Raw genomic sequence first — 22,241 nt, 5'->3', positions numbered from 1 at the left:
TGTGAGCACCACCGTCCACCAGGCTTTCCTGGACACCGCGGCCCGCCACGGCGCCCGGCCCTTCCTGTGCATCCTGCCGGAAACCGCCGACATCTACGGCATCGGCGCCGGCGAACTGGGCTATGCGCAGGCTGCCGCCGCCATCGAGACGCTGCGGACGGCCTATGCCCGCGCCGGCTACGGCCACGGCCACCGCGCCGGCCTGCTGCTGGAAAACCGCCCCGCCTTCTTCCTGCACTGGTTCGCGCTGAATGCGCTGGGCGTGTCGGTGGTGCCGATCAACCCCGATCTGCGCGCGGCCGAACTGGAGTACCTGACCGGCCATTCCGAAATCGCGCTGGCGGTGGCCCTGCCCGAGCGCCACGCCGACCTGCTGGCCGCCGCCGAGCGCGCCGGCCGGCCGCTGCGCGTGATGGGGCCGGACGACGCCCCGCCCGCCGCGCCCTTCCCCGCGCCGCTGGCGGGCGAGCCGGATGAACTGACCGAGTGCGCGCTGCTGTACACGTCCGGCACCACCGGCCGTCCCAAGGGCTGCATCCTGCCGAATCGCTATTTCCTGCACGCGGGCGGCTGGTACGCCCGCATCGGCGGCCTGGCCGAGCTGCGCCCCGGCGAGGAGCGCATGCTGACGCCGCTGCCGCTGGTGCACATGAACGCCATGGCCTATTCCGCCATGGCCATGGTGCTGACCGGCGGCTGCCTGATTCCACTGGACCGCTTCCATCCCAAGACCTGGTGGGACAGCGTGCGCGAATCCGGCGCCACCGTGCTGCACTACCTGGGCGTGATGCCGGCGATCCTGATGAAGGCCGAACCGTCGGCGCGGGACAGGCAGCCAGCCATCCGATTCGGTTTCGGCGCGGGCGTCGACCGCAAGCTGCACCAGCCCTTTGAGGAACGCTTCGGTTTTCCGCTGCTGGAAGCCTGGGCCATGACCGAAACCGGCGCCGGGGCCGTCATCATCGCCAACCAGGAGCCGCGCCACATCGGCAGCAGTTGCTTCGGCCGCGAAGAGGACGACGTAGAGGTGCGCATCGTCGCCGACCACGGCGGCGAGGCCGCGGCCGGCGAGCCGGGCGAGCTGCTGGTGCGCCATGCCGGCGATGACCCGCGCTACGGCTTCTTCGCCGGGTACCTGAAGGACGCCGAGGCCACTTCGCAGGCCTGGGAGGACGGCTGGTTCCACACCGGCGACATCGTGCGCCGCGAGGCCGACGGCGCGCTGCGCTTCGTCGACCGCAAGAAGAACGTGATCCGCCGCAGCGGCGAGAACATCTCCGCCGTGGAAGTCGAAAGCGTGCTGCTGCAGCATCCGCTGGTCAAGGCCGTGGCGGTGGCCGCCGTGCCCGACCCGGTGCGCGGCGACGAGGTGCTGGCCTGCGTGGTGGCGGAAACCGCGCCCGCCGACGCCGCCGCCCGCGCCGACGCGGCCCGCGACATCGTGCAGTGGAGCCTGCAACAACTGGCCTATTACAAGGCGCCCGGCTACGTCGCCTTCGTCGACAGCCTGCCGCTCACCACCACCAACAAGATCCAGCGCGGCGAAATGAAGGCGCTGGCGCCGACGCTGCCCGGCAGCACGAACTGCGTCGACACCACCGCGATGAAGAAGCGCCAGGAGCCGGCCCGATGACCCCGCCGCGCGCCCGCTACGACGGCGTGGTGGCGGCCCTGCCCGTCAGCATTCCGTACGAGCGCTATTCCACCCATGCCGCGCATTGGTGGCTGGGCCGCGCGCTGGGCGCGCTGATCCGCCAGGCCGGCATCGCCAAGACCGACGTCGACGGCCTGTGCGTGTCCAGCTTCACGCTGGCGCCGGACACCGCCGTGGGCCTGACGCAGCACCTGGGCATGAGCCCGCGCTGGCTCGACCACATCCCCATGGGCGGCGCCAGCGGCGTGGCCGCGCTGCGCCGCGCCGCGCGCGCGGTGCAGGCGGGCGACGCCGGCATCGTCGCCTGCATCGCGGGCGACACCAACCAGGTCGACTCGTTCCGCAACACCGTCAGCCAGTTCTCGCGCTTCGCCCAGGACGCGGTCTACCCCTATGGCGCGGGCGGCCCCAACGCCAGCTTCGCGCTGCTGACCGCGCACTACATGCGCAGCACCGGCGCCACTCGCGAGGACTTCGGCAAGGTTTGCGTGGCGCAGCGCGACAACGCGCTGCGCTATCCGCACGCGCTGATGAAGAAGCCGCTGACGCTCAAGCAATACCTGGACGCGCGCGTCATCACCGACCCGATCCACCTGTTCGACTGCGTCATGCCCTGCGCTGGCGCCGACGGCTTCCTGGTGATGAGCGAAGACCGGGCGCGGGCGCTGAACCTGCCCTACGCCCGCATCCTGTCCACCATCGAGCGCCACAACGCCTGGATCGAGGACCCGATCCAGACCCGCGGCGGCTGGACCATGGACATCGACGAACTCTACGGCATGGCGGACGCGGCGCCGGCCGACATGGATTTCCTGCAGGCCTACGACGACTACCCCGTCATCAACCTGATGCAGATGGAGGACCTGGGCTTCTGCGCCAAGGGCGAGGCGCCGCAATTCGTGCGCGCCAACACCTTCACCATCGACGGCAGCTTCCCCTTCAACACCAACGGCGGCCAGTTGTCGGTGGGCCAGGCCGGCGCCGCCGGCGGCTACCTGGGCATGGTCGAGGCGCTGCGCCAGTTGACCGGCACGGCCGGCGGCACGCAGGTGGCCGACGCGCGCCTGGGCCTGGTCAGCGGCTTCGGCATGATCAACTACGACCGCGGCCTGTGCACCGCCGCGGCCATCCTGGCCAGGAGCGACGCATGACCGAGCCGCTAGCCAAGCCGCCGCGCAAGAATCCCGTGGCGCGCACGCGCCAGCCCACCCTGCCGCCGGGCGCCCGCAGCCGCGCCGCCCTGGGCCTGACGGCCGCGGCCGCCGAAGGCCGCTTCGAGCTGCAGACCTGCGCCGACTGCGGCGCGGTGCAGTACCCGCCGCGCGAAGTCTGCGGCCATTGCCTGTCGGAACACCTGCCCTGGCGGCCGGTGGACCCGCATGGGGAACTGCTGGTCAGCACCACCCTGCACCACAGCAACGACCTCTATTTCCGTGAACGCCTGCCGTGGCGGGTGGGCACGGTGCGCATGGACGCCGGCCCGTCGGTCGTGGCGCACGTGCACCAGGATTGCGCCGACGGCGCCCGCGTGCGGCTGGCGCTCAAGCTCGACCGCGGCGGCCAGGCCGTGATGATCGCCCTGCCCGAAAGGAATACGCCCAATATGGAAGACGACAAGACCCTGCGCGAGACCTCGTGCGATCCGAAATTCCGCCGGGCGCTGGTCACCGACGGCAAGTCGGCGGTGGGCCAGGCGGTGGCGCGCGCCCTGCTCGACGCCGGCTGCCCGACCGTGTTCCTGGGCGACCCGCAGGCCTGGCGCCGCGACGCCGGCTTCGACGCGCTGGCGGCCGATCCGCGGGTGCAGGCGCTGGCGCTGGACGTGACCGACAGCGACTCGGTCGAACGCGCCGCCGCGTCGATCGGCGGCAAGGTCGAGATCCTGGTCAACACCGCCGACCTGGAACGCGAAGGCGGCCTGCTCGGCCGCAAGGACGTCAACACCGCGCGCGACGCCCTGGACGTCAATGTGCTGGGCCTGATGCGGCTGGCGCAGGGTTTCGGGCCAGCGCTGTGCGGCCGCGCCGCCGACGGCGTCAACAACGCCACGGCCTGGGTCAACGTGCTGTCGATCTACGCCCACGTCAACCTGCCGGCGCGCGGCATGTGGTCGGCCTCCAAGGCCGCCGCGCTGTCGCTGGCGCAATGCCTGCGCGCCGAAATGCGGCCGGCCGGCGTGCGCGTGGTGAACGTGTTCCCCGGCCCGGTCGACCACGAATGGGAGCAGCGCACGCCGCCCCCGCGCGTGGCGCCCACGGCCATCGCGAGCGCCATCGTGCGCGCGCTGAAGGATGGCGTCGAGGACGTGTACGTCGGCGACGTGGCCCAGGAATTCCGCGCGCGGCTGGCGGAGAACCCCAAGGGACTGGAACGGGAACTGGGCGCCTGACGCCCCGACACGAAAACCAAAGGAGCAACAGATGAGCCAACCCATACTTGCCCAATTCATGACCGAACTGGTGTCGGGCCGCATCCGCCTGGTGGACCTGACCGAGACGCTGACGCCCGAATTTCCCACCATCGTGCTGCCGCCGGAGTTCGGCCAGGCCTGGCCGTTCCGTATCGAGGAGATCTCGCGCTATGACGAGCGCGGCCCCGCTTGGTATTGGAACAATTTCTCGTGCTCCGAGCACACCGGCACCCACTTCGATGCGCCGGTGCACTGGGTCACCGGCAAGGACCAACCCGACAACACCGTCGACACCATCCCGGTGGAGGCCTTCATCGCCGGCGCCTGCGTCATCGACTGTTCGGCCGAGGCGCGCGACAACCCGGACTTCCTGCTGACCATCGACTTCGTCAAGAAGTGGGAGGAACAGCATGGCCGCATCCCGGCCCGTTCCTGGGTGCTGATGCGCACCGACTGGTCCAAGCGCGCCAAGCCGGCCGAATACCTGAACATGCAGGAAGACGGCGCGCATTCGCCCGGCCCCGACGCCGAGGTGGTGCCGTGGCTGATCAAGGAACGCGACGTGCACGGCTTCGGCACCGAATCGGTGGGCACCGACGCCGGCCAGGCCCATCACCTGAATCCGCCCTACCCCTGCCACTACTTCATGCACGGCAACAACCGCTACGGCCTGCAGTGCCTGACCAACCTGGACCAGCTGCCGCCCACCGGCGCGGTGATCTTCTCGGCGCCGCTCAAGATCCGCAGCGGCTCGGGCAGCCCGCTGCGGGTGCTGGCGCTGGCGCCGCGCGCCTGAGCGGCCATCAAGAACAACAGAACACAGGGGGATTCACCATGACGCAAACCAACGTCGCCATCGTCACCGGCGGCAGCGCCGGCATCGGCGCAGAAATCTGCCGCAGCATGCTCGACGCGGGCTACGAGGTGATCTCGATGGCGCGCCGCGCCGCCGACTTCAGCCACCCACGCCTGCACAACGTGCAGGTCGACCTGCTGGACGCCGACGCCACGGCCCAGGCCGGCGCCGAGATCGCGGCGCGCTTTCCGGTCAGCCATGTCATCCACAACGCCGGCGTCATCTGGCCCAACCTGCTGCCGCAGGTGACCCAGGAGGAACTGCACGGCCTGACCCAGATCCACCTGGGCGCGGCCATCAGCCTGGTGCAGGCGGCCTTGCCCGGCATGCAGGAACGCCATTTCGGCCGCATCGTCATGATGTCCTCGCGCGGCGCGCTGGGCCTGCCCACCCGCACCGCTTATTCCGCCACCAAGGCCGGCATGGTCGGCATGGCGCGCACCTGGTCGCTGGAACTGGCGCCCCATGGCATCACCGTCAACGTGGTGGCGCCCGGCCCGATCCAGACCGACATGTTCTACGAAGTGATCGAACCCGGCAGCGAACGCGAAAAGCAGCTTGCCAACGGCATCCCGGTCAAGCGCCTGGGACGCTCGGACGACGTGGCGCGGGCGGTGATGTTCTTCGCCGACCCGGCCAACAGCTTCGTCACCGGCCAGACGCTGTTCGTCTGCGGCGGCGCCAGCGTCAGCTCCATCACCATCTGACCGGCGTCCCACGCATCCGCTTCGGGTTTTGACGGATAGGTAAGCACGCAGACCGCGTCTACAGTGCAGTGCCAGAAAGTTGAAACCAAAAGCAATTTCCGCGGTATCCGTTTTCTCCGTTTTCCAGCCGCACCCACTCTGCCCCCTATCCGGAGGTTTTGCCATGCTGTCGAAGAAACTCCCCCTGGCCGCCGCCGTGCTGGCCACGCTGGTCTCCCTGCCCGTCCTGGCCCAGGTCAAGGTCGGCGTGGTCACCTCGTCCACCGGCCCCACCGCGCTGGTCGGCATCCCGCAAAAGAACACCGTGCCGCTGCTGCCCAAGAAGATCGGCGACCTGACCGTGGAATACATCTCGCTGGACGACGCCAGCGATTCCACCAACTCGGTCACGGCCTTCAAGAAGCTCATCACCGAACAGAACGTCGACGCCCTGATCGGGCCGTCGGGCTCGCCCAACGCCATGGGCGTGATCCAGTTCGCCGCCGAGGCCGGCGTGCCGATGCTGGCGCCGGTCGGCACCGCCGCCGTGGTGCTGCCGATGAACGAGCAGAAGAAGTGGGTCTTCAAGACCACCCAGAACGATGACATCATCGCCCGCGCGCTGGTCGACCACATGGCCAAGACCGGCATCAAGACGGTCGGCTTCATCGGCCTGAACGATCCGTATGGCGAGAACTGGTACAAGGTGTTCTCCGGCCTGGCGGCCGAGAAGGGCATCAAGATCACCGCCAACGAACGCTACCTGCGCTTTGACAGCTCGGTCACCGGCCAGGCGCTGAAAATCCTGGCGGCCAAGCCGGACGCCGTGCTGGTGGCCGCTCCCGGCGCCGCCAGCGTGCTGCCGCAGGCGACGCTGTTCGACCAGGGCTACAAGGGCAAGTTCTACCAGACCCACGGCGCCGCGCTGCCCGACTTCCTCAAGCTCGGCGGCAAGAAGGTCGAAGGCACCGTGCTGGCCGCCAGCCTGATGCTGGTGCTGCCGGAAATGCCCGACAGCAACCCGTCCAAGAAGGTCGCCAGCGACTACATCGCCGCCTACGAAAAGCTCAACGGCTCCAAGCCCGCCACCTTCGGCGCCAACGTCTACGACGCCGGCCTGCTGCTGGAGAAGGCCATTCCGCTGGCCGAGAAGGCCGGCAAGCCGGGCACCAAGGAATTCCGCAGCGCGCTGCGCGACGCGCTGGAGCAGACCCGCGAGCTGGTCGGCACCCAGGGCGTCTACAACATGAGCGCCGCCGACCACAGCGGCTTCGACGACCGCGGCCGCGAACTCATCACCGTCAAGGACGGCAACTGGACGCTGGTGAAGTAAACCGAAATAGCCCCCCCCCGAAGCGCTGCGCGCCTCCCCCCCAGGGGGCATGCCTGCGGACCGGCAGAGCCGGCTCCGCGGCATCCCGATGGGCAGGGTTCAAGCGGAGATAAAACCGCTGCAATGTTTTTCCGTTTTATCCGGAAGTACCGATGAATGCTCAGATCGCCCTGATACTCGGGCAGGATGGCATCACCAATGGCGCCATCTACGCGCTGCTGGCCTTGTCCATCCTGCTGGTCTTTACCGTTACCCGCGTGCTGTTCATCCCCCAGGGCGAGTTCGTCGCCTTCGGCGCGCTCACCATGGCCGCGCTGCAGGCCGGCAAGCCGGTGCTGCTGGTGTGGCTGCTGCTGGCGTTCGCGCTGGCCGAAGCCGTGGCCGACCTGATGGCGCGCGCCAGGCGGCCGGGACGCCGCGCGCCGCTGTGGCGCATCATCGCCAAGGTGGTGTATCCGCTGCTGCTGGCCGCGCTGTTCTACCGCCTGCCGCTGGCGCAGTTGCCGATGGCCGTGCAGGCGCTGCTGACGCTGCTGCTGGTGGTGCCGATGGGTCCGCAGCTTTATCGCCTGTTCTACCAGCCGATCGCCTCGGCCTCGACGCTGGTGCTGCTGATCGTGTCGATCGCCGTACACCTGGCGCTGGTGGGCCTGGGCCTGCTGGCCTTCGGCGCCGAAGGCGCGCGCACCGCGCCGTTCAGCGACGCCAGCCTGGCGCTGGGTCCGGTCAACGTCAACAGCCAGGCGCTGTGGGTGGTGGCGGTGTCGGCGCTGCTGATCGTGGTGCTGTACCAGTTCTTCGAGCGCTCGATGTACGGCAAAGCATTGCGCGCGGCCGCCTTCAACCGGCTCGGCGCGCGCCTGATGGGCATTTCGCCGGTGTTCGCCGGCAAGGCCACGTTTTTCCTGGCGGCGCTGATCGGCACCGTCTCGGGCATCCTGATCGCGCCCATCACCACCATGTATTTCGATTCCGGCTTCATGGTCAGCCTGAAGGGCTTCGTCGGCGCCATCATCGGCGGCCTGGTGAGCTACCCGCTGGCCGCCGCCGGCGCCGTGCTGGTCGGCTTGATCGAGGCTTTCTCCTCGTTCTGGGCCAGCGCCTACAAGGAGATCATCGTCTTCACGCTGATCATTCCCGTGCTGCTCTGGCGTTCCCTGAAAAGCCACCACGTCGAGGAAGAAGAAGAATGACCCCGCGCCACCTCGTCCTCGTGTTCCTGGCGCTGCTGGCGGCCGCGCCGCTGGCGTTGCCGCCGTTCTACGTCACGCTGCTGAACTACATCGGCCTGTACGCCATGGTGGCGCTGGGGCTGGTGCTGCTGACCGGCGTGGGCGGCCTGACCAGCTTCGGCCAGGCGGCCTTCGTCGGCGTCGGCGCCTACACCACCGCGCTGCTCACCACCCGCGCCGACGCCCTGCCCGCCTGGCTGGCGTGGTTGGGCGCCTCGCCCTGGCTGACGCTGCTGGCAGGCCTGCTGCTGACCCTGGTGGTGGCCTACCTGCTGGGCGCCATCACGCTCAAGCTGTCCGGCCACTTCCTGCCGCTGGGCACCATCGCCTGGGGCCTGTCGCTGTACTTCGCCTTCGGCTCGGTCGAGGGCCTGGGCGGCCACACCGGCATCCCCGACGTGCCGGCCATCCACCTGTTCGGCTGGGCGCTGACGCAGGGCGATGAGATCTACTACCTGATCTGGGCCTTCCTGCTGGTGGCCATGTGGTCGACCAGCAACCTGCTCGATTCGCGCGAGGGTCGCGCCATCCGCGCCCTCAAGGGCGGCCGCGTCATGGCCGAATCGATGGGCGTGGACACGGCCCGCTCGCGCATGGTGATCTTCATCATCGCGGCGTTGCAGGCCTGCGCCTCGGGCTGGCTGTACGCGCACATGCAGCGTTTCGTCAATCCGAATCCGTTCGGCCTGCAGATGGGCATCGAGTACCTGTTCATGACCGTCATCGGCGGCGCCGGCCAGGTGTGGGGCGCGCTGGTCGGGGCGGGCGTGTTCACGGTGCTCAAGCAATGGCTGCAGGACTGGCTGCCCAAGCTGCTGGGCCAGACCGGCAACTTCGAGGTGATCGTGTTCGGCTTCGGCATGGTGCTGCTGCTGCACCGCTTCCGCGGCGGCCTGTGGCCGGTGCTGGCGCGCTGCGTGCCGGTGCGCAAGCGCCAGCGCCAGATCGACAGCACGGCCGAGCCGCTGCCGCGCAAGCCCATGCCGCCGCGCGGCGAAGTGGTGCTGAAAGCGGTCGACGTGACCCGCAAGTTCGGCGGCCTCGTCGCCAACAACGCCATGAACCTGGAGATCCGCGCGGGCGAGATCCTGGCGCTGATCGGCCCCAACGGCGCCGGCAAGAGCACCATGTTCAACCAGATCTCGGGCGTGGACACGCCCACCTCCGGCCAGGTCACGCTGCTGGGCCAGCCAGTGGCCGGCGCCGGCGCGCGCCGCATCGCCCGCCTGGGCCTGTCGCGCACCTTCCAGCACGTGCGCCTGCTGGGCCGCATGAGCGTGCTGGAGAACGTCGCCATCGGCGCCCACCTGCGCGGCCATCGCGGCGTGCTGCCGGCGGCCTGGCGCCTGGACCGCGCCGAGGAGGCCCGCCTGCTGGCCGAGGCCGCGCGCCAGGTCGAGCGCGTCGGCCTGGGCAAACACCTGCACGACGAGGCCGGCTCGCTGGCGCTGGGCCAGCAGCGCATCCTGGAGATCGCGCGGGCGCTGGCGTCGGATCCCTGCATCCTGCTGCTGGACGAACCGGCCGCCGGCCTGCGCTACCAGGAAAAATGCGAACTGGCCGAGTTGCTGAAAAAGCTGAGGGCCGAGGGCATGGCGATCCTGCTGGTCGAGCACGACATGGATTTCGTGATGGGCCTGGTCGACCGCGTGGTGGTGATGGACTTCGGCGAGAAGATCGCCGAGGGCCTGCCGGCGGAGATCCAGCACAACCCCGCGGTGCTGGAAGCCTATCTGGGCGGAGTGGAATGATGAGCGCGAAACTGCTGGAAGTGCGCGACCTGCGCGTGGCCTACGACAAGGTCGAGGCCGTCTCGGGCGTCAGCCTGTCGGTGGACGAAGGCAAGATCGTCACCGTCATCGGCCCCAACGGCGCCGGCAAGACCACCCTGCTGTCGGCCATCATGGGCGTGCTGCCCTCGCGCGGCGAAATCGTGTTCGGCGGCAAGCGCCAGGAACACGCCGAGATCGAGGAAATGGTGGCGGCCGGCATGAACCTGGTGCCGGAGAAACGCGAGCTGTTCGCCGAGATGTCGGTGGAAGACAACCTGATGCTGGGCGGCTTCGACCGCTTCCGCCGCGGCCTGCGCGACCAGGACCAGACGCTGGCCGAGGTCTACGACCTGTTCCCGCGCCTGCGCGAACGCCGCGCGCAGTTGTCGGGCACGCTGTCCGGCGGCGAACGCCAGATGCTGGCGGTGGGCCGCGCGCTGATGGCCAAGCCGCGCCTGTTGATGCTGGACGAACCCAGCCTGGGCCTGGCGCCGCGCATCGTGCGCGAGGTGTTCCGCATCGTCGAGCAGTTGCGCGGTATGGGCGTGTCGATCCTGCTGATCGAACAGAACGCGCGCGCCGCGCTGCAGGTGGCCGATTACGCCTACGTGCTGGAAACCGGCAGCTTCACGTTGGAAGGCCCCGCCGCCCAGGTCGCCGAAGACCCGCGCGTGGTCGAGGTCTACCTGGGCCTCGGCCACGCCGCGTCAGCCCCGGCATAGCCTCGCATGGCGGCCCGGGTGAACGCCCGGCCACCCCTCATGCCACGCCGCGCCGCCGGTCGCGGCGGTACAGCGCATAGCCCAACGGCCACATCACGCCCACCATCAGGCGCGCCCATGGGTTTGTCAGGCGATAGGCCTGCAGCGCCGTGGGTACGCCGGAGTGCTTCAGATGCAGCCGGAAGCGCGTATAACGGGCCGCGGCCATGATGAATTCGCGCGGCCGAAAGCGGAAGAATTCCAGGTGGTGCTGTAGCATGTCCCAGGCCAGCAGGTACAGGCCCTGGGCGTTGTTGGCCACCGACGTCGTGCTCTGGCTCAGGCCGCCCGGCGTGTCGTGGTAGGTGCGCACCACTTGATTGATGAAGCGGCTGAGGTAACCGGCCCGCGCGATCGCCCACCACACCAGGCTCTCGGGCACGAACCCCGCCACGTTTTCCGGAAACGGATACTTCTTGAGGACGTCGGTGCGCATGCAACCGAATTTCTCGCCCTTGATGCGGTAGCGGAAATACACGTCCACCGCCGTGCTGTCGAACACGTCCTGCGGATAGCGGTCGCCCACGATGCTGCCGTCGGGCCGGGCGCACAGGCCGGTCACCGCCACGTATGAATCGCGCCGCGCCGGCGGGATGGCCTCCCACGCCGCCTTGAACGTCGCCAGCGCCTCGGGCGGCATCTCGTCGTCGCTGTCGAGCGCCACGATCAACTGGCCATGCGCCTCGCGCACGCCCCGGTTGAAGGCGGTTTTCTTATGCTGGTTGTTCTGCCAGATGTAGCGAATGGGGAAACGGGCCCGCTGCTGCCAGTCGAGCACGGCTTCGTGGGTATTGTCGGTGGAGCCATCGTCCACGATCACCCACTCGAAATCCCGGAATGTCTGGCGGGATAGGGATTCGTACACCCTGTGCAACGTCCCCGCCCGGTTGTAGGTGGGCGTCAGGACGGTGAAAAACGTCGGCGTATCGATCATGCGAACTGGGCCCCTTGGCGATTCCGGATAACCGCTGCGGTCTTGGTATGGTGTGTTCGCCTGAAGTTTAGGGGATATGCCCGCGGCAACTGATGGCATGGCATGCAAATTTGCAATCAAATCTGACAAGGCGCGGATTCTCGGACTGATTCTGGTCCGCGGCGCCGACGTTGGGACTCGCGCCGGAGTGGCGTAAACTCGGGCGGCCCACACCGGAACGCCTATGGAAGCCCCGACCGTCCAGCTCAACGACATCGCCCTGTTTGTAGAAGTGGCCAAGCGCAAGAGCTTCAGCCTGGCCGCCCGGGCGCTGAACATGCCCACCTCGACGCTGTCGCGCCGTATCAACGAGCTGGAACGCGCGATCGGCCTGCGCCTCATCAACCGCAACACCCGCCGCCTGGACCTGACGGAAGCCGGCGCGGCCTACATGAGCCGCTGCCAGGGCCTGATCGACGAGGCCCGCCTGGCGCACGAACAGTTGCAGGCGCTATCGGGCGGCCCCTCGGGCAATCTGCGGGTGTCTATGCCCTACAGTCTGGCGATCTGGCTGCTGCCGGAAACGATCAACGATTTCACGGACCGCTATCCCGAGGTGGAGTGCGAGTTCGACCTGAGCATGATGACGGCGTCCGACGCCCAGGGCACGCCGTTCGACATCGTGCTGCGTTTCGGCCGCAACAGCGACTATCCGGTGACGAACGCCGACCACGGCAATGGCAATGGCGCTGCGCCGGCGCCCCGCAGCGACGGCGCGGTGGTGCAGGAACTGGTGGCGCTGAACAACTATCTTTATGCGTCGGACCGCTATCTGGAACGTTTCGGGGAACCGAAGACGCCGTCGGACCTGACGCAGCATCAATGCCTGCGCACGACGATCGACGACGCCCATTCGCACTGGACGCTGCACAATGGGCGGGTGAGCGAGCAGGTGCCGGTGAAGGGGCATCTGGCGGCAAACAACATGAGCATCGCGGGGACGCTGGCGGGGCTGGATCTGGCGATCACGCGGATGCCGCATTGCCAGGCGCTGGATCCGATCATCAAGCGCAATTCGTTGCGGCGGGTGTTGCCGGGGTGGTCGGTGGATCCCATTTCGATCTACGTGGTGTATCCGTCGAGTATTCAACCGGCCAAGACGCGGGCGTTCATGGATTTCATTCGGCCTAAGTTGGGGCCGGCTGAGTAGTCGTTTTTTTCTGGACGATGCGGGGTTCTTGCGCCGCGCGTGGCGGGATCGGCGGGGGATGGCGGGGCTACGATTGCGGTCCGGAGCCTTCGCTCCGGACTTGCCTAGGCGGCCCCCCCCTTCCTCATCTTCGTCCAGGCCTTCGGCCTTCCCTTCAGATTCCGTCGGGCGCATCTACACGCCCCGCCATCCCCCGCCGATCCCGCCACGCGCTCACGATGAGACTTAGCGTCTGGCGTTGGGGCGGTCGGCTTGCTTGGCGTGCTGGCGACTATCAGGAGTGGAGCGGAGGATCTTGCGGGGTTCGCCTCAAACCGGCCGCGCGGGCGGCCTTTTGAGGCTTACGCGGTGTCTTGCGTCGGGATGATGGCGCTCTCGCGTGTGCGAAGGGGCCAATCAGCTGGCCTGTCGATGCATGTCCTGCATACGGAGCGGACCGAAAGGGGGCTTACCAAGCCAAATGCGTCCCTATTTTTTAACGTTCCCGGCCCTCCAGGCAAGCCGCCCAAATTGGCGCCCTCGCCACTTTCAGGCTAGAATGCCGAGTTACCCAATTTCCCCGCCAGCCCAGTTTCCGGTTGTGCGGCCGGGTCGAAGACACCCGCAAGCCAAGCTTGAAGGCGGCTTCGCCCCGCTAATTCGATTTCCGCAAATTCAACAGGAGAATCAACATGGCTGAACGCAAACGCGTGCGTCGCAACACCCTGGAACGCCGTTGCCTGGGCAAGGCCTTCAAGCGCTTGTTCGTCAAGTCGCCCAAGGGTGTGTTCAAGATGCTGGAAAAGATCAAGCGCGTCTAAATGACCCGCCCGCCGCGCCAGGTTCCTGGCATGCGGCCCGATCGAAAAAATCCCCGCTGGTGCGAACCGGCGGGGATTTTTGTTTGGGCGGCCGGGCACGCCAGCGCTAGACAAACGGCCCGGAGAAACTGGCGGGAGGGCGGCCCGCGCGGTGCCGGCAGGTCATTGTCGACGGGTCGCCCATGGCGCCGGCGGTGGGTGCCGGCCCCAATCGTTGGCACCCCCTTCAGCCCCAGGCCTCAACCCCGCAGCTTCGCCAGCACCTGCTCGGCGCGGGGCAACGGGTCGACCGCGCCATAGCCCAGCGTCGACAGCGCCGCCGCCACGTTGGCATAGCGCACCGCGTCGGCCCAATCGTCGCCCTGGCAGCGGCGCGCCAGCAGGCTGCCGGCGAAGCAGTCGCCGGCGCCGGTGGCGTCGACCGCGTCCACGCGCAGGGCCGCGACCGGCGTGCGGGTCTTGCCGTCGTCGATGATGGAGCCGTCCTTGCCCAGCTTCAGCACCACCACGCCGGTGGCGCCGGCGTCGCGGATCCAGTCGAGCGTGCGTTCGGGGTCGTCGTTGCCGGTCAGGTGCTGCATGTCGTCCATGCTCGGCAGGAACAGGTCGGCGTGGCACAGCGCTTCGCGCAGCACGGCGCGGGCGCGGTCCAGCGGCCACAGGCGCAGCCGCAGGTTCGAGTCCAGGCTGACCTGCACGCCGGCCGCGCGGGCGCGGGCGATGGCGGCGAAGACCGTGTCGCAGGCGCTGGTGCTGATCGCCAGGCTGATGCCGGAGACGTGCAGGAAGCGGGCGCGTTCGATCAGGCCGCCGTCGAGGCTGGCGGGCGTCATCAGGCTGGCGGCCGAGCCGCGGCGCAGGTAACTGAAGGCGTGGCCGTCGGGGCCGTGCTGCACGAAGTACAGGCCGGTGTGCGCAGTGGCGTCGACCTCGACGCCCGAGGTGTCCACGCCCTCGTCGCGCCACAAGGCCAGGAACTGCGCGCCGAAGGCGTCATCGCCGACGCGCGTCAGGTAGGCGCAGCGCGCGCCCTGGCGGGCGGCGGCGATGACGGCGTTGGAGGTGTCGCCGCCAAAGCCTTGCAGGTATTGGCGCTGGTCCTGGCTGGTCTGGTTCAGTTCGACCAGCGGTTCGCCTAGCGCGACGATATCGAAATCAGCCATGGGCGGCCTCGCGGGTGCGGGTGATCTGCGCCACCAGGGCGGCCGTGTCGCGCGCGGCGAAGGCGGCCTTGTCATAGAGGTTGCTGCCGATGCCGACCAGGCCCGCGCCGGCGGCGAAATACGCGGTCATGTTCTCGGCGGTGACGCCGCCGGTGGGGCAGAACACCGTGTCCGGATACACCGATTTCAGCGCCGCCAGGTGCTTGGGGCCGCCGGTGTCGGCCGGGAACACCTTGACGACATCGACGCCAGCGCGGCGCGCGGCCAGCACCTCGGTGGGCGTGAAGGCGCCCAGCAGGCAGAGGGCGTCGGCGGCATGCGCCAGGTCGACGATTTCGGTGGCCAGTGCGGGCGACACCAGGAAGTCGGCGCCGGCCACCAGGGCCTCGCGCGCCTGGGTTTCATCCAGCACCGTGCCCACGCCCAGCAGCAGCGCGGGGCCGTGCTTGTCGCGCAGCGCGCGCACCAGGTCGGTCACGCCCGGAATGGTCCAGGTCAGTTCCAGCGTGGTGCAGCCGGCGGCCACGGCCACCTCGGCGGCGTAGGCCGCCGTGGCGGCATCCTGGTAGCGCAGCACGGGCACGACCCGGGCGGCGAGCAAGGCGTCGAGTTTCGAGGCACGGGGAGCAGCGGTCATGGCATTCCTTTCGGGATGGATCGTTCAGGCGCCGCCGGATGGCAGCACGGCGAGTTTGGCGGCGGCCGCATCGCGCAGCCGCAGCAGGGGTTCGATATAGGCCGATTGCGGATCGTCGCTGCGCCGGAACATCAGCGTGCTGACGCTGACGCATGCGACCGGCTGGCCGCCGGCATCGCGCAGCGCCACGCCGTAGCAGACGATGCCGGGCTCGTTTTCCTCGTTGTCCAGCGCGTAGCCGCGCGCCGCCGTCTCGGCCAGCGCCGCGCGCAGCGCGGGCAGGCTCGCCACGGTGCCGGGCATGCGCGATTCCAGCGGCAGGTCGCGCAGCAGGTGTTCGCGCGCCGGCTCGTCCAGCGCGGCCAGGTAGGCCTTGCCGACCGCGCTCGAATGCAGCGCCACCGCCGCGCCCACGCGCGAGGCCATGCGCACCGGGCCCGGACTTTCAAGCTTGTCGATATAGATCATTTCGGCGCCGGCCGGCACCGCCAGGTGCACGGTCTCGCCGGTGGCGTCGCGCAGCGCCTGCAGGTCGGCCGCCAGCGCGGCGCGCAGGTCGAACTGCGACCAGGCGCGGCTGGCCAGGGCCAGGAGGCGCGGCCCGAGGCGATAGGCACCGTCGGCTTCGGCCACCATGCCCTGCTCGGCCAGCGCCGCCACAATGCGGTAGACGGTCGGCCGCGGATAGCCGCTGCTGCGCGCCAGCGCCGCCGCCGTGGGCGGCCGCGGCGCGTCGGCCACCGCCTGCAACACCGTCATGAACTTGGCGAACGCGGCCGCGCCCGCCACCTTGGATTCCGACACAACCGCCCCCACCTCGGGTAGATGCCCTGCGTTAACAACGCGCCCGCGGAAAGCACTCGGCAAACCGCGCTAATTTCAGACGAATCTGCGATACTGTTTATTTGTACAGCTTCGTCGCGCATGTTTGACCACATTGTGGACACATGCCTCACGATATAGGCAATTATTCCATATCGCCGCGCCCGGAACCAGCCATTGGCCGTCGTCCGGGGCCGCCCCCTCCCTCAGGCTACGATACCGTCCATGAGCTCCCAAATCCGCATCGTTGGCGCCCGCCAGAACAATCTCAAGAACCTGGACCTGACCATCGCCACCGGCGAACTGGTGGTCGTGACCGGCGTGTCGGGGTCCGGCAAGAGTTCGCTGGCCTTCGACACCCTCTACGCCGAGGGCCAGCGCCGCTACGTGGAAACCTTCTCGCCCTATGCGCGCCAGTTCCTGGACCGCATGGACAAGCCGCAGGTGGATCGCATCGAAGGCATCCTGCCGGCCATCGCCATCGACCAGACCAATCCGGTGCGCAGTTCGCGCAGCACGGTCGGCACGATGACCGAGCTCAATGACCACATCAAGCTGCTGTTCGCGCGCGGCGCGCGCCTGCACTGCCGTGGCTGTGGCAAGGTGGTGCAGCGTGACACCCCCGAATCGATCCACCGCTCGCTGGCCGAACGCTCGGCCGCGGCCGGCGATCCGCGCCTGGTGGTGACCTTCCCCATCGCCGTGCCGGCCAACTTCACCGAAGACGAAGTGCGCGGCTTCCTCGAGCAGCAGGGCTACACCCGCGTGCACGCCGAGGAAACCGCCGTGCCGAACGCCACCGCGCCGGCCAAGGGCGCCAAGAAGGAAAAGGGCAAGGCCAAGGCCGCCACCGAGGAGCGCCGCATCCTGCACGTGATCCAGGATCGCTTCCGCTTCGCCGGCACCGAACGCGAACGCGTGATGGAAGCGCTGGATACGGCATTGCGCATGGGCGCCGGCCATCTGGCCGTGTACGTCATGGACGCCGAGGGCGCCGACGCGCACATCTGGAAGTACAGCGACCGCCTGCACTGCGCCGACTGCAACATCGAATACACCGACCCGCTGCCCAGCAGCTTTTCGTTCAACTCGCCGCTGGGCGCCTGCGAGGCCTGCCGCGGCTTCGGCCGCGTGATCGGCATCGACTTCGGCCTGGTCATCCCGGACGAGAACAAGACCCTGCTGGAAGGCGCCATCAAGCCCTGGACCACGCCCTCGTACAAGGAATGCCAGGACGATCTGCAGAAGTACGCGCCGCGCGCCGGCATCCCGCTGGGCGTGCCGTGGAAGAGCATGAGCGAGGAGCACAAGCGCTGGGTGCTGTACGGCACGCCCGACTGGAAGGGCGGCAACGACGCCTGGAAGCACCAGTGGTACGGCGTGCAGCGTTTCTTCGACTGGCTCGAGACCAAGTCGTACAAGATGCACGTGCGCGTGCTGCTGTCCAAGTACCGCAGCTACACCCCCTGCCCTACCTGCAACGGCGCGCGCCTCAAGCCTGACGCGCTGCTGTGGCGCCTGGGCACCAAGGCCGAGGCCGACAGCGTGCTGCCGCCGGAAGACGGCCGCTACAAGCGCTTCATGCCGGTCGGCGCCAACTGGAGCCGCGAGCAGCTCGACAACCTGGACGGCCTGTCGATCCATGACGTGATGCTGCTGCCCATCGAACGGGTGCGCGCGTTCTTCGACAAGCTGTCGTTCGAAGGCGCGCTGGACGCCGCCACCGACCTGCTCATGACCGAGGTGCGCGCGCGCCTGAAATTCCTGTGCGACGTCGGCCTGGGCTACCTGACGCTGGACCGCCAGAGCCGCACGCTGTCCGGCGGCGAGGTGCAGCGCATCAACCTGACCACCGCGCTCGGCACCTCGCTGGTGAACACGCTGTTCGTGCTGGACGAGCCGTCCATCGGCCTGCACCCGCGCGACATGCACCGCGTGGTCGAGGTCATGCACCGGCTGCGCAACGCCGGCAATACGCTGGTGGTGGTGGAGCACGACCCGCAGGTCATGGTGGCCGCCGACCGCATCATCGACATCGGCCCCGGCCCCGGCGAACGCGGCGGCCAGATCGTGTTCGACGGCACGCCGGCGCAGTTGCGCGCGGCCCGCACGCTGACCGGCGACTATCTCGGCGGACGCCAGCGCGTCGAAGCGCCGCGCCCCATGCCGGTGGCGGCCAACACGCCGCGCCTGCTGCTCGAAGGCGTCAGCGCCCACAACCTGAAGTATGTCTCGGTCGAGCTGCCGCTGGGCCGGCTGGTGTGCGTGACCGGCGTGTCCGGCTCGGGCAAGTCGACGCTGGTGCAGGATGTGCTGTTCCCCGCCCTGCTCAAGCAGAAGGGCAAGCCGTCGGAAGCGCCGGGCGCCTTCGAGCGCCTGCTGGGCGCCGAGCAGATCGCCGACGTCGTCATGGTCGACCAGACCCCGATCGGCAAGACCGCGCGTTCCAACCCGGCCAGTTACGTGGGCGCGTTCGACGCGATCCGCAAGCTGTTCGCGCAGGCGCCGCTGGCGCGTGAACGCGCCTACACCGCCGGCACCTTCAGCTTCAACGGCGGCGACGGCCGCTGCCCCACCTGCGGCGGCACCGGCTTCGAACACGTCGAGATGCAGTTCCTGTCCGACGTCTACCTGCGCTGCCCCGATTGCGACGGCAAGCGCTTCCGCCCCGAAGTGCTGGAAGTGCGCGTCGAGCACCTGGGCAAGAGCGCCTCGATCGACGAGGTGCTGGAAATGACCGTGAGCGAGGCGCTGGAGTTCTTCAAGGGCCTGCGCGACGTGCAGACCGGCCTGGCGCCGCTGGCCGACGTCGGCCTGGAATACGTGCGGCTGGGCCAGCCGGTGCCGACCCTGTCGGGCGGCGAGGCGCAGCGCCTGAAGCTGGCCGGCCACTTGGCCGAGGCGGCGCGCAGCGGCATCTCCACCGCCAAGGTCGCCAAGAAGGGCAGCCTGTTCCTGTTCGACGAACCCACCACCGGCCTGCACTTCGATGACGTCGCGCGCCTGATGCGCGCCTTCCGCAAGCTGCTGGCCGCGGGCCACACGCTGCTGGTCATCGAGCACAACCTGGACGTGATCCGCGCGGCCGACTGGCTGATCGACCTGGGCCCCGAAGGCGGCGACGCCGGCGGCCTGGTGATCGGCGTCGGCACGCCGCAGGACCTGATGGCCAACCCCGCCTCGCACACCGGCGCGGCGCTGCGCGACTACGAGGTCAGCATCCTGCCGGCCGACGTGGTGGTCAGCAGCGACATCGACGCGCAGGAAGCCGAACAGGCCGGCCTGACGGCCCGCATCGCCGAGCCGACCGCCGCCTATGGCGCCGGCGAAGGCACGCCGCTGCAATCGGTCATGCGCAAGCGCCGCCAGGACAACATGGCGATCGAGATCCGCAATGCGCGCGAGCACAATCTGAAGAACGTCAGCGTCGAGATCCCGCGCGACAAGTTCACCGTGATCACCGGCGTGTCCGGCTCGGGCAAGTCGACCCTGGCCTTCGACATCCTGTTCAACGAAGGCCAGCGCCGCTATCTCGAATCGCTCAACGCCTACGCCCGCGCCATCGTGCAGCCGGCCGGCAAGCCGGATGTGGACGCCATCTTCGGCATCCCGCCGACCGTGGCCATCGAACAGCGCACCAGCCGCGGCGGCCGCAAGTCGACCGTGGCCACGATGACCGAGATCCACCACTTCCTGCGCCTGCTGTACGTGAAGCTGGGCACGCAATACTGCCCGGACTGCAACGTCGCGGTGGAGCCGCAGAACACCGACCAGATCGTGGCGCGCCTGCTGCGCGAGCGCAAGGGCGAGCACATCGGCCTGCTGGCGCCGCTGGTCACCGCGCGCAAGGGCTACTACACCGACCTGGCCAAGTGGGCCGGCTCCAAGGGCCACACGCACCTGCGGGTCGACGGCGAATTCATCCCGGTGGCGCCGTGGCCGCGCCTGGACCGCTACAAGGAACACACCATCGAACTGCCGGTGGCCGACGTGGTGGTCGACCCGGCCAACGAGGCTGACCTGCGCGCCGCGGTCAAGAGCGCGCTGGAAAACGGCCAGGGCGTGATGTCGGTGGTGTGGCCGGTGGACAAGCTGCACGAGGCGCTGAACAGCGAACTGCAGCAGCAGCATTTCTCGGTCAAGCGCGCCTGCCCCTCGTGCGGCACCAGCTTCCCCGAGCCCGACCCGCGCCTGTTCTCGTACAACTCCAAGCATGGCTGGTGCACCGGCTGCTTCGGCACCGGCCTGCAACTGCAGGGCTTCGACGAAGAGCAGACCGGCGAGGAAACCGCCTGGAACGCCTGGTACGAAGGCGAGGCCAAGGTCTGCACGCAGTGCGACGGCCAGCGCCTGAACCGGGTCGCGCGCGCCGTGCGCTGGCGCGACAAGTCGATCGCCGAGCTGGCCTCGCTGCCGGTGTCGGACGCGCACACCTTCTTCACCGGGTTGGTGGCGCGCGGCCGCGAAGGCGAGATCGCCCGCGACATCCTCACCGAGATCCGCGGGCGCCTGAACTTCATGCAGGAAGTCGGCCTGAACTACCTGGCGCTGGATCGCGCCGCCCCCACCCTGTCGGGCGGCGAGGCGCAGCGCATCCGGCTGGCGGCGCAGTTGGGTTCGAACCTGCAGGGCGTCTGCTACGTGCTGGACGAGCCAACTATCGGCCTGCACCCGCGCGACAACCGCATCCTGCTGGACGCGCTGGCGCGCCTGGAAGGCAACGGCAACACGCTGGTGGTGGTCGAGCATGACGACGACACCATCCGCCGCGCCTCGCACATCATCGACATCGGCCCCGGCGCCGGCATCCGCGGCGGCCGCGTGGTGGCGCAGGGCAGCGCGCAGGACCTGATCGACGCGCCCGAATCCGTCACCGGCCGCTACCTGGCCAAGCCCTTGCAGCACCCGCTGCAGGGCCGCCGCCCGGTCGAGGCCGACACCCCCATGATCGAGATCAAGGGCGCGCGCCTGCACAACCTGCGCAGCGTCGACGCCAAGATCCCGGTCGGCCGCCTGAGCGTGGTGACCGGCGTGTCCGGCTCCGGCAAATCGACCCTGGCGCGCGAAGTGCTGCTGGACAACCTGATGCAGGCCGTCTCGCAGGGCAAGGCGCCCGGCTGGGCCGGCTGCGAAAGCATCAAGGGCTGGGAAGCGATCGACCGCGTGTTGGAAGTGGACCAGACCCCGATCGGCAAGACGCCGCGCTCGTGCCCGGCCACCTACGTTGGTTTCTGGGACGACGTGCGCAAGCAGTTCGCCGACACGCGCGAAGCGCGCATGCGCGGCTGGACCTCGGCGCGCTTCTCGTTCAATACCGGCGACGGCCGCTGCCCGATCTGCGAAGGCCAGGGCATGCGCACCATCGAAATGAACTTCCTGCCCGACGTGAAGGTGCCGTGCGACGCCTGCAACGGCGCGCGCTTCAACAGCGACACGCTGAGCGTGCAGATGCGCGGCAAGAACGCCGGCGAACTGCTGGCCATGGAAGTCGATGACGCGATCGAATACTTCGCCGCGCACCCCAAGATCCATCGGCCGCTGCAGCTGATGCAGGACGTCGGCCTGGGCTACCTGACGCTGGGCCAGCCTTCGCCGACGCTATCCGGCGGCGAGGCGCAGCGCATCAAGCTGGTGACCGAGCTGTCCAAGGCCCGCCTGACCGACGGCCTGATCAAGACCGGCCGCGCCTCGCGCATCCCGCACACGCTGTACGTGCTGGACGAGCCGACCGTGGGCCTGTCGATGGCCGACGTGGAAAAGCTGATCCACGTGCTGCACCGCCTGGTGGAAGCCGGCAACACGGTGGTGGTGATCGAGCATAATCTCGACGTCATCGCCGAGGCCGACTGGCTGCTGGACCTGGGCCCCGAGGGCGGCACCGGCGGCGGCAAGCTGGTGGCGCAGGGGTCGCCGGAACACGTCATGACCTTGCGCGACCACTCCCACACGGGCCGGGTGCTGACGGAGTTCCTGGCGCAACAGTAAAGAGAGT

16 protein-coding genes are annotated in these 22,241 nt (G+C 68.7%); 12 read left to right on the top strand and 4 right to left on the bottom strand.

The genetic code is table 11. From position 1 onward, the window contains the following. The first annotated feature begins 1 nt into the window (after window position 1). The 9 genes from ACUDCK_RS04735 (at window position 2) to ACUDCK_RS04695 (ending at window position 10,665) form a co-directional block, all read left to right on the top strand. Window positions 2–1,633, top strand: coding sequence for an AMP-binding protein (locus ACUDCK_RS04735; RefSeq protein ID WP_054501798.1), 1,632 nt, complete (start codon window positions 2–4; stop codon window positions 1,631–1,633). Continuing rightward, on the top strand, window positions 1,630–2,805 hold the full coding sequence (locus ACUDCK_RS04730; protein WP_175168346.1) for a thiolase family protein: 1,176 nt from the start codon (window positions 1,630–1,632) through the stop codon (window positions 2,803–2,805). The genes ACUDCK_RS04735 and ACUDCK_RS04730 overlap by 4 nt, the downstream gene beginning before the upstream one ends. Beyond that, window positions 2,802–4,043 carry an SDR family NAD(P)-dependent oxidoreductase gene (locus ACUDCK_RS04725; RefSeq protein ID WP_175168345.1) on the top strand — a complete coding sequence of 414 codons (1,242 nt, stop codon included), beginning with the start codon at window positions 2,802–2,804 and terminating at the stop codon, window positions 4,041–4,043. Before ACUDCK_RS04730 ends, ACUDCK_RS04725 begins: the two co-directional genes overlap by 4 nt. 31 nt (window positions 4,044–4,074) lie before the next feature. Next, window positions 4,075–4,860 carry a cyclase family protein gene (locus ACUDCK_RS04720; RefSeq protein ID WP_020925011.1) on the top strand — a complete coding sequence of 262 codons (786 nt, stop codon included), beginning with the start codon at window positions 4,075–4,077 and terminating at the stop codon, window positions 4,858–4,860. A gap of 38 nt (window positions 4,861–4,898) precedes the next feature. Continuing rightward, window positions 4,899–5,627: an SDR family NAD(P)-dependent oxidoreductase gene (locus ACUDCK_RS04715; protein WP_054501801.1), complete on the top strand. Its 729-nt coding sequence runs from the start codon at window positions 4,899–4,901 to the stop codon at window positions 5,625–5,627. Window positions 5,628–5,790: 163 nt separating this feature from the next. After that, complete coding sequence (locus ACUDCK_RS04710) at window positions 5,791–6,939, top strand: ABC transporter substrate-binding protein (RefSeq protein WP_054501802.1); 1,149 nt, start codon at window positions 5,791–5,793, stop codon at window positions 6,937–6,939. A 152-nt stretch (window positions 6,940–7,091) separates the two neighbouring features. Then, window positions 7,092–8,132 (top strand): branched-chain amino acid ABC transporter permease, encoded by a 1,041-nt coding sequence (locus tag ACUDCK_RS04705; protein ID WP_054416489.1) that lies wholly within the window; start codon window positions 7,092–7,094, stop codon window positions 8,130–8,132. Beyond that, complete coding sequence (locus ACUDCK_RS04700) at window positions 8,129–9,922, top strand: branched-chain amino acid ABC transporter ATP-binding protein/permease (protein ID WP_175168344.1); 1,794 nt, start codon at window positions 8,129–8,131, stop codon at window positions 9,920–9,922. Before ACUDCK_RS04705 ends, ACUDCK_RS04700 begins: the two co-directional genes overlap by 4 nt. Further along, a complete protein-coding gene (locus tag ACUDCK_RS04695; RefSeq protein WP_445659290.1) occupies window positions 9,922–10,665 on the top strand; it encodes an ABC transporter ATP-binding protein in 744 nt (247 codons plus the stop codon). The genes ACUDCK_RS04700 and ACUDCK_RS04695 overlap by 1 nt, the downstream gene beginning before the upstream one ends. Before the next feature lie 37 nt (window positions 10,666–10,702). Here ACUDCK_RS04695 and ACUDCK_RS04690 read toward each other — a convergent pair whose 3' ends face one another. Continuing rightward, window positions 10,703–11,638, bottom strand: coding sequence for a glycosyltransferase family 2 protein (locus ACUDCK_RS04690; protein WP_054501806.1), 936 nt, complete (start codon window positions 11,636–11,638; stop codon window positions 10,703–10,705). 223 nt (window positions 11,639–11,861) lie between these two features. Between ACUDCK_RS04690 and ACUDCK_RS04685 the strand changes: the two genes are divergently transcribed. Then, window positions 11,862–12,827 carry a LysR family transcriptional regulator gene (locus ACUDCK_RS04685; RefSeq protein WP_054501807.1) on the top strand — a complete coding sequence of 322 codons (966 nt, stop codon included), beginning with the start codon at window positions 11,862–11,864 and terminating at the stop codon, window positions 12,825–12,827. A 671-nt stretch (window positions 12,828–13,498) separates the two neighbouring features. Beyond that, entirely contained in the window at window positions 13,499–13,627 is a 129-nt protein-coding gene (locus ACUDCK_RS04680) for a hypothetical protein (RefSeq protein ID WP_006226408.1), read from the top strand. 239 nt (window positions 13,628–13,866) lie between these two features. Here ACUDCK_RS04680 and ACUDCK_RS04675 read toward each other — a convergent pair whose 3' ends face one another. From ACUDCK_RS04675 to ACUDCK_RS04665, 3 genes are read right to left on the bottom strand one after another with little or no spacing between them, the layout of a single operon-like run. Then, entirely contained in the window at window positions 13,867–14,790 is a 924-nt protein-coding gene (locus ACUDCK_RS04675) for a sugar kinase (RefSeq protein WP_175168343.1), read from the bottom strand. Then, the gene (locus tag ACUDCK_RS04670; protein ID WP_175168342.1) at window positions 14,783–15,427 is read right to left on the bottom strand and encodes a bifunctional 4-hydroxy-2-oxoglutarate aldolase/2-dehydro-3-deoxy-phosphogluconate aldolase; all 645 of its coding nucleotides are present in this window, start codon (window positions 15,425–15,427) and stop codon (window positions 14,783–14,785) included. The genes ACUDCK_RS04675 and ACUDCK_RS04670 overlap by 8 nt, the downstream gene beginning before the upstream one ends. Window positions 15,428–15,451: 24 nt before the next feature. Beyond that, window positions 15,452–16,231, bottom strand: coding sequence for an IclR family transcriptional regulator (locus tag ACUDCK_RS04665; protein ID WP_049071586.1), 780 nt, complete (start codon window positions 16,229–16,231; stop codon window positions 15,452–15,454). A 243-nt stretch (window positions 16,232–16,474) separates the two neighbouring features. Between ACUDCK_RS04665 and uvrA the strand changes: the two genes are divergently transcribed. Continuing rightward, a complete protein-coding gene (gene uvrA / locus ACUDCK_RS04660) occupies window positions 16,475–22,234 on the top strand; it encodes an excinuclease ABC subunit UvrA (RefSeq protein WP_175168341.1) in 5,760 nt (1,919 codons plus the stop codon). Window positions 22,235–22,241: the final 7 nt, after the last annotated feature.

Source organism: Achromobacter sp. CF-sbj1-Ac2-l (assembly GCF_052698165.1).
The sequence above is the reverse complement of the archived record's forward strand: the minus strand, read 5'-3'. Positions and strand labels throughout refer to the sequence as shown.

Coding starts and splice junctions, on each gene's coding strand:
- ACUDCK_RS04730 (WP_175168346.1), top strand. CDS start 1,630: ATGACCCCGCCGCGCGCCCGCTACGACGGCGTGGTGGCGGCCCTGCCC.
- ACUDCK_RS04705 (WP_054416489.1), top strand. CDS start 7,092: ATGAATGCTCAGATCGCCCTGATACTCGGGCAGGATGGCATCACCAAT.
- ACUDCK_RS04675 (WP_175168343.1), bottom strand. CDS start 14,790: ATGGCTGATTTCGATATCGTCGCGCTAGGCGAACCGCTGGTCGAACTG.
- ACUDCK_RS04710 (WP_054501802.1), top strand. CDS start 5,791: ATGCTGTCGAAGAAACTCCCCCTGGCCGCCGCCGTGCTGGCCACGCTG.
- ACUDCK_RS04700 (WP_175168344.1), top strand. CDS start 8,129: ATGACCCCGCGCCACCTCGTCCTCGTGTTCCTGGCGCTGCTGGCGGCC.
- uvrA (WP_175168341.1), top strand. CDS start 16,475: ATGAGCTCCCAAATCCGCATCGTTGGCGCCCGCCAGAACAATCTCAAG.
- ACUDCK_RS04725 (WP_175168345.1), top strand. CDS start 2,802: ATGACCGAGCCGCTAGCCAAGCCGCCGCGCAAGAATCCCGTGGCGCGC.
- ACUDCK_RS04680 (WP_006226408.1), top strand. CDS start 13,499: ATGGCTGAACGCAAACGCGTGCGTCGCAACACCCTGGAACGCCGTTGC.
- ACUDCK_RS04695 (WP_445659290.1), top strand. CDS start 9,922: ATGAGCGCGAAACTGCTGGAAGTGCGCGACCTGCGCGTGGCCTACGAC.
- ACUDCK_RS04690 (WP_054501806.1), bottom strand. CDS start 11,638: ATGATCGATACGCCGACGTTTTTCACCGTCCTGACGCCCACCTACAAC.
- ACUDCK_RS04685 (WP_054501807.1), top strand. CDS start 11,862: ATGGAAGCCCCGACCGTCCAGCTCAACGACATCGCCCTGTTTGTAGAA.
- ACUDCK_RS04720 (WP_020925011.1), top strand. CDS start 4,075: ATGAGCCAACCCATACTTGCCCAATTCATGACCGAACTGGTGTCGGGC.
- ACUDCK_RS04715 (WP_054501801.1), top strand. CDS start 4,899: ATGACGCAAACCAACGTCGCCATCGTCACCGGCGGCAGCGCCGGCATC.
- ACUDCK_RS04670 (WP_175168342.1), bottom strand. CDS start 15,427: ATGACCGCTGCTCCCCGTGCCTCGAAACTCGACGCCTTGCTCGCCGCC.